The 12446-nt window shown below is 66.5% G+C and carries 10 protein-coding genes; 1 reads left to right on the forward strand and 9 read right to left on the reverse strand.

Going from position 1 to position 12446, the window contains the following annotated elements:
- Positions 1 to 2: 2 nt before the first annotated feature.
- The 9 genes from CHC09_RS41245 to CHC09_RS41285 all read right to left on the reverse strand — a co-directional run bounded on the left by CHC09_RS41245 (position 3) and on the right by CHC09_RS41285 (position 10845).
- Positions 3 to 935 carry a thiopeptide-type bacteriocin biosynthesis protein gene (locus CHC09_RS41245; protein WP_089298711.1) on the reverse strand — a complete coding sequence of 311 codons (933 nt, stop codon included), beginning with the start codon at positions 933 to 935 and terminating at the stop codon, positions 3 to 5.
- A complete protein-coding gene (locus CHC09_RS41250) occupies positions 917 to 2065 on the reverse strand; it encodes a lanthionine synthetase C family protein (RefSeq protein ID WP_089298712.1) in 1149 nt (382 codons plus the stop codon). The genes CHC09_RS41245 and CHC09_RS41250 overlap by 19 nt, the downstream gene beginning before the upstream one ends.
- A complete protein-coding gene (locus CHC09_RS41255) occupies positions 2062 to 5070 on the reverse strand; it encodes a lantibiotic dehydratase (RefSeq protein WP_239138852.1) in 3009 nt (1002 codons plus the stop codon). The genes CHC09_RS41250 and CHC09_RS41255 overlap by 4 nt, the downstream gene beginning before the upstream one ends.
- Positions 5071 to 5243: 173 nt before the next feature.
- On the reverse strand, positions 5244 to 5429 hold the full coding sequence (locus CHC09_RS41260) for an FxLD family lanthipeptide (RefSeq protein ID WP_239138853.1): 186 nt from the start codon (positions 5427 to 5429) through the stop codon (positions 5244 to 5246).
- A gap of 68 nt (positions 5430 to 5497) precedes the next feature.
- Positions 5498 to 6784, reverse strand: a complete 1287-nt coding sequence (gene fxlM / locus CHC09_RS41265) for a methyltransferase, FxLD system (RefSeq protein ID WP_089298715.1) — start codon at positions 6782 to 6784, stop codon at positions 5498 to 5500.
- 42 nt (positions 6785 to 6826) lie between these two features.
- Positions 6827 to 7636 (reverse strand): SAM-dependent methyltransferase, encoded by an 810-nt coding sequence (locus CHC09_RS41270; RefSeq protein WP_089298716.1) that lies wholly within the window; start codon positions 7634 to 7636, stop codon positions 6827 to 6829.
- Positions 7637 to 7739: 103 nt separating this feature from the next.
- Positions 7740 to 8393 (reverse strand): GNAT family N-acetyltransferase, encoded by a 654-nt coding sequence (locus tag CHC09_RS41275; protein WP_239138854.1) that lies wholly within the window; start codon positions 8391 to 8393, stop codon positions 7740 to 7742.
- Positions 8390 to 9904, reverse strand: a complete 1515-nt coding sequence (locus tag CHC09_RS41280) for an APC family permease (protein ID WP_089298717.1) — start codon at positions 9902 to 9904, stop codon at positions 8390 to 8392. Before CHC09_RS41280 ends, CHC09_RS41275 begins: the two co-directional genes overlap by 4 nt.
- Positions 9905 to 9948: 44 nt before the next feature.
- Complete coding sequence (locus CHC09_RS41285) at positions 9949 to 10845, reverse strand: GOLPH3/VPS74 family protein (RefSeq protein WP_179277506.1); 897 nt, start codon at positions 10843 to 10845, stop codon at positions 9949 to 9951.
- A 261-nt stretch (positions 10846 to 11106) separates the two neighbouring features.
- Between CHC09_RS41285 and CHC09_RS41290 the strand changes: the two genes are divergently transcribed.
- Positions 11107 to 12444, forward strand: coding sequence for a helix-turn-helix domain-containing protein (locus CHC09_RS41290; protein WP_089298719.1), 1338 nt, complete (start codon positions 11107 to 11109; stop codon positions 12442 to 12444).
- The last annotated feature ends 2 nt before the right edge of the window (positions 12445 to 12446 follow it).

A 12446-nucleotide genomic window follows, 5' to 3' on the forward strand; every position in this document is an offset into this window, starting at 1 on the left:
GGTCAGCTCCGGGGGAGGATGGCGGCCTTTGCCGCCTGCGCGAGGATGCTTTGGGCTGCTGCGGACAGACCCAGTCGGTTCCAGTGGAAGATCACGATCTGGGCGAGCACGGCTCGCAGCCCTCGATCGAGGCGGTTGGTCGCGGCTGCGTCATACAGTTTCTGGCCGGCTTGGGCGAAGGCGGCGATCCAAGGCTCTGCGTACGCGGCTGTCGCCGCGTCGGTGAACGGTGCCCCGTTGGTGACGGAAACGGTCAAGAGCGGCTTCATCGTCATGGCGAGCGCGTCGATGCGGTCGGCGTCGGCCGGAATGGGTCGCATCTGAGCGACCCGGGCGAAGACGTCTGCGGCTTCGAACCAATCCAGGCCGGCATGCTGCTGGAGAGCGCGGACGAGCAGGAGAGACAGCTCCCGGCGGCCGAGGTCCGGAGAGTCTCGGAGGAACATGGCAAGTGCGCAGTGGCTGTCGGCGCAGAACAGGTCGTGGACGATGTCCATGCCGGTCGGTCCGCCGAATGCGGCTGCCTCGGGCTCGTAGATGCCGGGCCGCCATTCGGCGATGGCGCCTGACGTGGCCAGTTCGTCGAAAAGGCTGGTTGCAGCGGTGTGATTGCTGGTGTGTACGCGAATTCGCCAACACGGATGTTTCCGGAGGAACCACCATGTCATCTGCCCTTGGACCAGTTCGTCGAGGCGTGGGGTGATGTGCGTGGCGAAGACACGTTCGGCCGTGGTCCAGTCGAGGGGGGTGACGTGGGCCTGGAACCAGGCATGTTCCTGGCGGCGGTGCAGGGCCACCCTCCCGGCTTCGCGGTAGATGTCGACCGCCTCGGCGAGATCTGCTGGCACAGGGCTGGTGTCGGCCTTGCCGCTGATCAGTTCCTCGACGCGGTCGGCCAGCGCCTTGGTGTCGGGGTTCAGGCGATGAGCAGGCATGCGTCCCACCTCGTTCGGGGCGGCTGACCGGCCCGGATGGTTTCGGTGACCAAGGCGACGCCCGCGTTGCCGGTCAGAAAGGCGTTACTGCCGTACGGTGCGGCCGCGGTGAGCCGTGTGGCGAGTGCAGGTAGCCGCTGGACGATGGCCGGATCGTGGGCGACGGCGGCGGCGCGTTGCGCGGTCTGATAGAGGCCTGCGTATCCGTGGCAGATGCCAGCATCGGTGAGCCGGTCGAGTTGCGGATCGGTGAGGCAAGCGGCGATGGCCTGCTCGGCAATGTCCTGGCGGATGCGGTCCCCGGTGGCGAGAGCGGCGAGTTGCAGTGCACGGGCGATCCCGGCGGCGCCGTAGCACCAAGATGGTCGGTTGGGGCCGGGACCGGGGCGGCTGGTGCGGACCTGTTCGCGGGTGAGCCATTGGGGCCACCAGGTTCCGGTCGGAGCCTCCTGCCGCCATTGGTCGAACCACGCGCAGAGGTAGCCGATTGCGTCAGTCTGGCCGTCGACCCGGATATCACGGAGGCTGGCATGGGCGAGCAGGGCGAGCAGCCCGGCTGCGCCGTGGGCCATGCCGTTGTTCGCATGGCCGCCCGGGGTGGGCAGGAGGGGATCGGGGTGATGGTCCACCCACCAACCAGGCACGGTCATTCCGTCAATGCGACGCGGCTCGGTGAGCGAAACGACATACCGCAGGATCTGGGCCATCTCATCGGTGGCAGGTTGGTGCAGCAACAGGGCGCCGAGGCCGGTCAGCCCGGTGAACAGGTCATATTCACTGAAAATGGATGCTGCGCCGGTCCGCTGCCGCTCGTGTGCGATGCCGAGCCGGGCTCGGGCGAGTTGCCGTACGCGCTGATCGAGAGTCTGTTTCTCGGCGGCGTACCGTTGCTGGCCGTCGGCGTCCGTGCGGTGTAGTACGAAGGCGATTGCGGGTGCGCCGTAGTACAGACCGCTGTGCGCACCGGCGTCGATCGGTACGGCCGTTGCCTTTCGGATGAGGTGCTTGGCGGTGGCCCAGCTGCCGAACCCGGTGGTGGCGCGTTCGATTGCCAACAGCGCCTCGCCTGCGATACCGGAGGCGAGCGACTGCGCGGCAGCCTGCTCCGCAGTGAGGGTGGTCGTGTTCATCGGGCGCCTGCCGCCGCGAGGGCGCGCATGGCGGCAACGCGCGTGAGGTGACCGGTGGTGCGTTCAGTCTCCGGATCGATGCCAACCGCACGGATGTGATGCTCGTGCAGGAGAGTGCGCAGAACGCCGGCTGGATCGCGCTGAGGTAGAAGGTGATCGTGATAGCTATGTAGGGCGGTGTCCCGGGCCTGCCAGGCGGCGGCGACGTCGTTGCCGACGTCGAGGGCTCTCAGGTAGAAGTAGTCGTCGCTGGGGTCGGCGAGCTGCCGCGTGGTCTCGCTGAGCTTCCGATCGACTGGCGCGGTTTGGCGGTCGAGGCATTGGAGAAGGCGTTTCAGCCCAGTGATCGGGTCCGGGCCGAAGCTTGCCGCGAGCTGGGCCATCGACGTGGCGGCGAGTGCCTGGGCGGGCAGGCCGGTCTGCTGGGCCATGCGTAATTGGGTGATCGCCGCGGTGGTATCGGCGAAGAATACTTGCTCGGCCGCGTCCAGTGCCGCGCCGTATCCGTAACGGCCGGGATGCTCGTAATAGCTGGTGAGGGTGAGATCCGCGGGTAGGCCGTGGGTCTGTAGGTCTGTGGCTGATGCGGCCAGGCGCGCCGCGACTTCGCCGTAGGCGCAGGCGTCCTTCAGCCGGATCAGGAGGGCGAGATGCTGCTTGGCTTCCGGGCGACTCAGGTCCCGGTGCCGGCGGACCCACCAACGGACGATGCCGACGTCTGAAAGATCCTCGACAAGGGCAGGCAGTTGAGAGACGAGGAGTTCGTCGAAGCGGGCTGGGTTGCCGGCGAGGCGGGCGTGTACGAGGGCGGAGTCACCGGGTCGGAGGACTTCGCCGGGCGGGTCCGTGTGCGGCAGAGCACGAGGTGACGGCGCTTCCAGAGCCATCGGGATGACGAACTCAGCGGCACGGCGAATCCAACGGTTCCCGTCGGCGGGACCGTCTTCACGTACCTCCAGTTGGCCGGCCCGTTCCAGTCGCATCCGCAGCATTCGCCGATCTGCTGGAGATTCAAGATCGAGAGGAAGGCGTAGATCGTTCTGGCAGGCGATGACCTGGGCTGGCACGCGCCATCGTTGCCTCCACCGTTGCAACGCCGTCTCCCAGGCACCTTCGTCAGGGAAGTTGTCGGCGGCAGAGGGTTCGAGATCGGTGGCGTGTAACAGCCAGCGGGCCGGAGACAGCACGGTACGCCCGTACCGGATTCGCGGTGTGTAAGGCAGCTTGCGTGCCGCCGCACCGAGGTCGAACGGCCCGAACACGGCGCTGCGGGCCTCAGCGACCTCGGCGATGAACCGGGCCAGCGGCGGTGTCTGAGCCCGAAGGTCCAGCGCATGCGGAAGATACGGGGCCACTCGTTGTCCAGTGGAGCGACGTATTAGGTAGAGCTGGTCAGCGTCTGCCGTAACCGCGAGGTCGTCAACGTCGATTGTGTCGCCGTGCGGGTGTTCGGACAGCGCCACGACGGTGGGCACCAGGCGGCCGACTCGCACCACGTTCTGGTTGTGGACACGCCGGGGCGGAAACGACACCTGGACGGCGATCACATCGTCTTTGCCGTCCGTGGCCGTGGTGTAGGAGCGGGTGAGCTCCTCTCTGTGGGCGGGAGGCAGCAGGTAGGCGAACCGTCCGGCCATGCTCGTCGGGGTGCGTGGCGCACCGATGATCCGTAGCTCGAAGTCACCGCGGTCCAGCGCTTCGGTAGAGGCAGCATGCACGGTGACGCCCAGCTCGACACGCGCCGGTGGCACTGCCGTTGAGGGGTCGCCGACGGTGAGCTTTCTGATGTCGGCGTCCGTCAGCACGATCTGCTCATCTCCATCGAGCAATGCCTCCTGAATGAGCCGCATGAGGTGGACATCGCGCTCGGTGACGATCCGCCAGGTCGGACGTTCATCGGGAGTGCCGAGGTAGCCATGCGGGTAGCCCAGCCCGGAGTCCGCGACGAGGTCGCGGACCGGGACCAGGGCGCCGGGGCCGTACCGATTGCGGAATCGAACGTGATAGTCCACCCACGCCTGCGAACCGAACGGCTGCGTGCTGAGCCTCAGTAGCAGACCAGCGGCTTGACTGGCCTCGTGGATGACATGCCGGGGAAGGCTCACGGCGGCATCAAGTCGGACATCGACTGCGAGCGGATGGCGGACGGGCGGCGCGAGGCCGATCATGACTTCGGCGGCCACGGATCGAAGGTCTGCGGCGACGTCCCGCTCAGTGGAGGCGTTGTGCCGGGCAAGCACAGCATGGACACGCTGAAGTCCAGCGGCTATCTCTGCGACCTCCGGCAGGTCGTCGGCGTTCACCGCGAGCAGTACGGCGTTTACGTGCGCAAGTCCGGACGAGGCGGTCATCGGCGGCCGGAGGTCAGTGAGAAGAATGTTCCCGTCGATCAGGCCGTGCAGCAGCGCGTCGACCCTGCGGCCATCAGCACGTAGAAGGTCGCGCAGCGCAGCAGCAAGGTGGGCAAAGGGGATCGGACGGGCCGCGTGCGTGAGTGCTGCTTGAACGATTCTCGTGTAGCGGGTCGACGTTTCCCGAAGTGGAACGGGTTTGCTCTGGCCCGGCCGCGGCCGGCAGGCGACATAGGCCCGGTCGCCGCGGACCACAACGTCGTTGTTTGCTACCACTGAGAGACGACGCCTCAGGTCGTGATGCTGTTCAAGGCTCTCCAAGACCCGGGTAAGCCATTCGCCGTCGGCACGTACAACTACATCGTGCTGGTCGCCGAACCGTGCTTGAGCAGGACCAACAGCAGCGGTGGCTACCCCCGCGAATAGACCGAAAGGCGTGGCCCTCCGCTGCCACCGCACCAGGTACGACATCGTGGCGGAGGCGGCCCGGTGAATGTCGCGCGAGTTCGAGTCGGGGGTGTGTAGCAGCTGGTGGGTGCGAGCGGCGAGGTCCGGATTGGCCAGTGTGATCGCTTCGGCCACACGGGGGTCGGCCCAGGCGCCCGCCAGCCAGGCTCGCGCCCGGTTCACGTTCGCTGCAAGGTCCAGGGGCACCGTGGCGCCTTGGCTGGGTGGATATGTGGTTGCCCGCACCAGGACCGGACCAGCAGGGGCGTAGCGGTGGTGAACGGCTGGCATACCGCACCTCCGTAGGCGAGGGAAATTGAGGTGGGCTGCCGGAGCCCACAGCGAATGGGAGCTCCGGCAGCAGGAGTTGATCGGCTTGATCAGGCAGGGTCGTACGAGGACGTGTTGCAGGCGCTGGTGTTGCACGTGTCGCCGCAGCCGTCGTCGGTGTTGCACTGTCCGCGGACCAGCGTGGTCGTCGTCTCGACGATCCGCATGTCCAGTTGGAAGTCCTCGTCCGTGAGAACGTCCGTGGGCGGGGCGAGGGTCGCAGTGGTCGGTGCCATCGACATCACTCCTTACGGTGAAAAGGGGTTATTCCGCCTGGCCGGTACGGGATTGAGCCGCGCGCTGCTCATTCCTCAACGGGCCAGGAGATCGTGATGACGCCGTGCGTCTTGGCCAGCACGGCGGCGTCGGCCGGCTGTTGGGTTTCGTCGCTGCCGGTAGGCCAGTATGCGAACGTCGGCTCGGTATTACGGCCGTCGCGATTCCAGGCTTTGATCTGTTCGACCAGCGTGGCGGCGGCGATCTTGCCGTCGCGCCCGAAGGCGCAGGCGCCGAACTCGACGCCCTGGTCTTGCATCGCCGGACGGATCACCAGATAGGCGAGCCCGGTGCCGCGGACAGTCGCGAACGGAAACCACCTGCCGTGCTCGTCCAGCACGCTGCCGTCTTCGGCCCTCAGCCGGCAGAAGCCAGGCATGTACCAGGCGAACCAGACGTACAGGCCCGCCCACGAAGTCGCATTGGGGAACAGAACGCCGGACCATGCGACGGTCGGTTCGGTGCGAAGGACGTCGTCGAGGTCGTTCAGCGCCAGCGCTGCTGCGGTGTCGAACTGCAAGGTCACCGTCTTGCCGGCCGGGTCGACCACGGTGAGCGGAGTATCGCTGTGGCGGCCAATGCCCTGCATGGGAACGAAGCCGGCCACCTCGATCGAGGTACTGACAAGGTGATCACCCTCGCGGCGGAAGCCGAAGGTACGGGTGACACCGTTCATGATCAGCGGTACGACCAGCGTGCCGGTCGGGGCCAGTTGCTCTAGCCAGGCCGGCGGGATGTCCCATGCACCGACCGTCACGATGATCGCGTCGAACAATTCCTCACCCGGCACGCCGTTCTCGGCGTCCGCGACCAGTACCCGGACCCGGCTGCTGTAGCCAGTCTCGTCCATGAACTTCGCTGCACGATCGATCACTTCAGGATCGATGTCGACGCTGACCGCTCGGCCCTCGGCGCCGACGATCTCTGCGATCAACGCCGCGTTCAATCCTCCCGAGCCGATCTCCAGCACCGTCATTCCGGGCCGTAGTTCGGCCTGCTCCAGCATTCGGGCCTGGATGTAGGCCGCAGAGACCGAGGAGATCGCAGCCCCATTCTCATCACGCTTGGTGACCACCGACGAGTCGTAGCCGTACGCTGTCTCGAGCGGTGTGCCAGCGGGAAGAAACCGTTCCCGTGGTACGACCCGAAACGCGGCCTCCACCGCTTGGCTGGTGATCTTTCCCCGGGCGCGAAGCTCCCCCACCAACGCGTCGCGCAACTCTCCCGCCCGCTCCGCATAGGCAGCCGAGATGGGTTTATCCGCCAATCCCTTGTCAGTCGGGCCGGGCACAGCATCATTGGGAGCCTCAGTCATTACGTCTCCTCAGGATCTCGGTTCTGTTCTGGACAACAGCGGTCACGGTTTGCGCGCGACTGCGCCGTACACCGACACAGGCTTTGGGGGTGATGCGCTGCTCGATTCGGGACGCCATTGGCTGACCATCTCGGCGCCTGGAGCGATCAGATCCAAGCCGTCAAAGAAGCGCAGGAACTGCTCGCGGCTGCGCCCGGTGAAGTCGCCTGCTCCCGGGAGACTCTTGGCGGTGAACACGTCTGCGATGTCGGCGGGAAGGAAGTCGTAGGTGGCGTGTGAGACGACGAGGCAGCTGTCGGCGGGTAGCGCGTTCGTCAGAGTCTTGACGACGGTGTAGGCCTGTTCGTCATCCGGCACGAAGTGCATGACCGCGACGAGCAGCAGCGCGACAGGCTCGCGTAAGTCGAGGATGTCGACCAACTCCTCGGCGTTGAAGATTTCGGCGGGCTCACGCAGATCGGCCTCGATGTAGGCGGTGCGGCCGGCGGGCTGGCTGGTCAGTAGAGCTCGCGCGTGTGCCAGGACCAGTGGGTCGTTGTCGACGTAGACGATGCGGGAGGTCGGGTTGATCTCCTGGGCCACCTGGTGGGTGTTTTCGGCGGTGGGCAGGCCCGTGCCGATGTCGAGGAACTGCCGGATACCGGCTTCTGTGGCGAGGTAGCGCACAGCACGGCGTAGGAACATCCGGTTCTCTACGGCGGCGGTGCGGATGGCGGGATAGACAGCCTCGATGGCGTCGCCGGACTCGCGGTCGGCGGCGAAGTTGTCCTTGCCGCCGAGCCAGTAGTCGTAGCGGCGTGCGGGATTGGCCACAGTGGTGTCGAGTCGGGAGTTCAGCTCTTCGGCGGTCATGGCTCGGGCCTCGTCGTCGGCAGGTCAAGCGCTGTTGGGTGCGGGGCTGTGGGGGTGGCCGGTCCGGCGCGGGGGCGTGCCGGACCGGCCGACCATGTGGCGGCTACCGATGCGTGGTCGGGCCGGGAGGTGATCGCCACATGGGGAACAGGGAAGGCCCGTCACCGGCGATCCGGTAGACGGGTCGCGGCCGGTAGCCGTGCCGGGCGTAGAGGCGGCTGTTGCGGGTGCTGGTGGCCTCCAGATATGCGGAGATGCCGGCGGCATGGAGGTCCGCGTGGTGGTGGTTGAGCAACGCTGTGCCCAGGCCCTGGCGTTGCCGATCAGGGTGTACGGCGAGGAAGGCGAGATAGTGATGCGGTTGCCCGTACGGGTGATGGGCATGCATGGCCTCGTCCAGCGCGGCGAATCGAGGCAGGAACTCACCGGTGATCTCTGCCAGCCTCTGACGGTATCCCGGCAACTCGGGCAGCGGGCCGTCATCGATCTGGTACCAGACGGCTACGGCGGTGTTGTCGCGGGTCGTTTCCACTTCGCCGTGGGTGAGCGCGTGCTCGGCGAGAAGCGCGAAGTACGGCGGGTAGATGCGTGCCCTGGTGCCGGGATGCGGGATCAGCCACGGTGCGAGATCGCCGTGAAGGAACGCCTCGGCCAGCAGTTCGGCGATGACCAGAGCATCGCCTGGTTCAGCACGGCGAACGGTGGCGGGCGGATGCGTCATCGCGTCACTGGTCCCGGTGCGGTCAGCGGTGGTCATCGGCGTACCGCCGCACGGTGCGTGGCCGGGTCGAGTGTGGCGAGGGCGGTCTCGGCGCCGCGGCCGATCACCTGGTAGACGTGCGGCCGGCACAGGGCGAGCCATCCCGACCAGAGCAGCCCGGCGGCGGCTGCGGCCAGGAACGACAGTGGCAGGAGCGTGGCGGCGGGATGCCCGGGCGATACGCCGAGGAGCCGGGCGAAGTCGGTGGCTGTCTCCCAGCCGATCCAGCCGAGGACCATGAACGCCAGCGACGGTGCGAAGACGGTGCGCCAGGCGTTGTCACGCTCGCGCCCGGGCACCTGGTTGAAGAAGCGGACGATGGCGGCGGAGGTAAGAACCATCATCGCCAGGACCCCGAACCCGCCGAGGACCGTGAGCCAGAAGAACAGCTGGGTCAGCGGGTCCCAGCCGGCGGTCGCGTAGAGGGCGATGATGGCGGCGGCCAGGCCGGTCTGGGCCAGCGATCCGCCGAGCGGAGCCTTCGAGCGGGGCGCGGTGGTGCCGAGGAAGCGGGGGAAGACTTCCTCGCGGCCCAGGGAGTAGAAGTAGCGGGCGGTGCAGTGGTGGAACGCCAGCATGGCCGCGAACAGGCTGGTGATCAGCAGCAGGTGCCCGAGGTTGACGATGAATGCGCCGACGTATGGGGCGGCGAGGTTGAACGTCAGGTCCGGTCCTTCGGCGGTGGCTCGGGCCACGATCTGGTCGGGTCCGGTTGCGACTGACAGTGCCCAGGAGCAGAACGAGTACAGCGCACCGATCAGGAACAGCGCGATGAATGTGGCCCGGGCGACGGTCCGGCGAGGGTCTTTGGCTTCCTCGGAGAACACGGCCGTGCCCTCGATGCCGACGAAACCGGCGAAGGCGATTGCCTGGACGGTGCCGCCTTCGCTGCTGGCAAGGCTGCTCGGGTTCAGGGTGGTGTAGGTGACCGCTGCGCCGGCGGGGTGCAGTACCTGGGCGACGGCCAGAATCATCGAGACGACGATCTCGGCGATGAGCAGGACGGCCAGGACCTTGCCGTTGAGGTCGATACGGCTGACGCCCAGAACGCCGACGATGCCGATACCCAGCAGAGCGATCAGCCACCACGGGAGGGCGATGATGCCCTGCTGCTTCAGGTAGTCGACGGCGATATAGCCGAACCCGCCGACGCAGCCGATCTGCATCGCGTTGTACGCCAGCACCGCCACGAAAGCGGTGGCCACACCGAACGGCCGGCCGAGACCACGTGCGACGTACGTGTAGAAGGCACCCGCATTGGAGATCCGCCGGGACATGGCGACGAACCCGACGACGAACAAACTCAACGCGAGCGCGACCGAGATGTAGCCGATCGGGATGCCGGTGACACCGGTGACAGCCCAGCCGGTCGTGGCGCCCGAGGCGACGACGGTCAACGGCGCGGCCGCGGACAGCACGGTAAACACGAGCGGCCACACGCCGAGCTTGCCGCCGGCCAACGTCCGTAGAACGACGCTCGATTGGGGTGGGTAAGGGGGGTGGGACACGGTTGGTGTCTCCTCGACAGATGGGAGAAGGGGGAGGGCCGCGGCTACCGGAGGTGGGAGGTGACCGCGGAACGAACGGCAGCCTCGGTGAGAGCAGCGAGAAGCTGCACCGGTCCGGGCGCCTGCTGCAGTTCGTGACGCAGCGACAACGACACGTTCAGGTCCGCGGACCGCAGAACCGTGCGATGCCAGTCGCAAGCGAGCAGGAGCCCGCCGAGAAGCCGATCGGAGGTATCGAGGGGTTCGCGACGTTCGAGGCGGCTCAGCAGCCGCGCCCATGGCCAGGCAGCGTTGTTCCCGTCCGCCGGGAGATAGCCGGTCCGGCGGACGAACAGCCGCCGGGTAAAGACCTGCTCGACATGGCCACTGCGGATCATCCGATCAGCGACTTGGGCGTAGGCGGTTCCGGCCAGGAACGGCAACCAGATCGGGACCGGATGCGTTTCGCGGGTGAGGTGATCGATGACGATGTGGCCGAGCGCATCCGCCGGCGGCAGGCGAGTCAAAACCCTCGCCATATGGTCGGCCGAGATCGTCAGGTGCCCGCTGAGGACAAGCTCGCCGAGCAGCGCACCAGCCATGACCAGGCCAGCCACATCCTCGTGAAGGAGCAGCAGCCCGTCTCGCTCAGCATGCACCAGCCGGAACACGTCATCCGCGAGCGGTGCGTTTCGTACGGCTCCATGAGCACGACGCCGTGCGACTGTTGCCATTGGCACGGTCGCCGATACGACGATGGGCTGCGAAGAATCGCCCTGTTCCGAAACGAGCAGCGCGGTCTTGTTGTCCTCTGGACGTGCGGGGTCTTCGGAGTGTCTTCCGCCGCTGGCCTGGGACTGTCGGGACGTGCCGGGTGGTGGGGCCTGGTAGGCCGTCAGTTGCCGCTCGGTGTCTTTCCACAAGGCCGTTGGGGCCCGTACCGAGTGCCGGTCGAAGGACATGCGCGTGTTCCTTCCGCTGGAGGTGCTCGCTGAGTTGGACCTGTTGCACATGGCCTGTTCCGAGATCAGAACCGTCACGTAGCTGAGCACGGCAGGCGTCGCGTTCCCGGCAACCCCGCTAGGTGAAATGGCGACGTGAATTTGCGCCGGAACGTTTCGTGATTCGATCGTCCCGAGTACGGTGTGCCCCCGGAAGAACCTTGCCGTCCCTTTTTGCGTCCCGGACGGTCGGGACAATCGCGACTCTGACCGGGGGTCGATATGATCGACAAAGAGGAGCACTTCGGCCAGGCGTTACGGCGTCTTCGCGACGCGCGTGGCCTGTCAGTTCGGCAACTGGCGGACCTTGTGCGTATGTCCAAAACCAAGATCGGCTATTTGGAGAGCGCCAATGGCCGAAACGTCGACCCAGACGACGCCAGAGCGCTGGATGCGATTCTCGGTTCCGGCATAACCTTGGTCACGGCCGCAAGCCGGGACCGGATCGCCGCCCTGCCGAGAGCAACCCGAGCTCTGCTCACCGGGCCTAACCGCTACACCGACCTCGGCTCCACCCTCCTGACAGCATGGAGCGATCCCGGAGGTGCTGAACCAGTGGAACGACGTTCGTTCCTTCAAACAGGATTGATCTTCCCCGTGCTGGCCCTTGAAGTGACCCGCCACGGCATGGGGACCGCCATGAGCGAGCGTGCGGACACCTCCGTCGAAGAGTGGCAAGAGATCGCCCTCGAACACGGCTACAACTACATGACCATGCCGCCGCACGAGTTGCTCGAGATTCTCATGATCGACATGATCGCGATCCAATACGCGACCGCGGAGACTGACGAGGACACCGCCCGAGAACTCCGCCGAGCCGGCGCGCTGCTGTCTGCGCTTACCGCGATGACGGTCGCCAACCTCGGTCAGCTCCGCGAGGGGCGCCGGTGGTGGAGGACTGCCCGCGATCTCGCCGACGGCGCCGGTGATCCCGTGGTGAGTACGTGGGTCCGCGGCCGTGAGGTCGTTCGGGCATTGTACGAGCAGCGACCTGTCGAGACGGTCATCGCGATGGCAGATGAATACGAGGAGATGTTCGGGGATGCGGCGCCGGAAGCACTGCCCGAGCTCCTTGGCGGAAAGGCGCAGGCACTCGCGCTCGCGGGTCGGGCGGCCGAGGCACGTTCATACCTGCCCAAGTTGGAGGAGGTGTGCGCCGCTCTGCCACGAACCGTCATGGAACAGGGCAGGTCCGTATTCGGATGGTCCCATGACAGGCTCCGGTTCACCCAGTCGTTCGTGCACTCCTTCAACGGAGACTTCGCGAAGGCCGATGAAGCACGCCGTGCCGCGATCGAGCTGTACCCCGATACCTACCGGCGAGGACCCGCGCAGATCGAGCTGCAGGCGGCGATGTGTTTGGCGAAGATCGGTGATGCCTCCGGAGCGGCCCGACACGCCCAGGATGTGCTGGAAGGTTTGCCGGGCGCGGATTACATCCGACCGATCGTCGACTTGTCTCACCGGGTTTTGAATGCCATTCCCGCGTCGGCGGATCGGCTGCCGGAAGTGCGAAGCTACCGGGAGTTCCTGACGGCAACCCCACAGATTCGGAGCTGACG

Source organism: Actinoplanes regularis, assembly GCF_900188005.1.
Classification (GTDB): domain Bacteria; phylum Actinomycetota; class Actinomycetes; order Mycobacteriales; family Micromonosporaceae; genus Actinoplanes; species Actinoplanes regularis.

Bases quoted from the DNA above. Each gene is read 5' to 3' on its own strand.
- CHC09_RS41245 (WP_089298711.1), bottom strand. From the start codon at position 935: ATGCCTGCTCATCGCCTGAACCCCGACACCAAGGCGCTGGCCGACCGC.
- CHC09_RS41250 (WP_089298712.1), bottom strand. From the start codon at position 2,065: ATGAACACGACCACCCTCACTGCGGAGCAGGCTGCCGCGCAGTCGCTC.
- CHC09_RS41260 (WP_239138853.1), bottom strand. From the start codon at position 5,429: ATGGCACCGACCACTGCGACCCTCGCCCCGCCCACGGACGTTCTCACG.
- fxlM (WP_089298715.1), bottom strand. From the start codon at position 6,784: ATGACTGAGGCTCCCAATGATGCTGTGCCCGGCCCGACTGACAAGGGA.
- CHC09_RS41270 (WP_089298716.1), bottom strand. From the start codon at position 7,636: ATGACCGCCGAAGAGCTGAACTCCCGACTCGACACCACTGTGGCCAAT.
- CHC09_RS41275 (WP_239138854.1), bottom strand. From the start codon at position 8,393: ATGACCACCGCTGACCGCACCGGGACCAGTGACGCGATGACGCATCCG.
- CHC09_RS41285 (WP_179277506.1), bottom strand. From the start codon at position 10,845: ATGTCCTTCGACCGGCACTCGGTACGGGCCCCAACGGCCTTGTGGAAA.
- CHC09_RS41290 (WP_089298719.1), top strand. From the start codon at position 11,107: ATGATCGACAAAGAGGAGCACTTCGGCCAGGCGTTACGGCGTCTTCGC.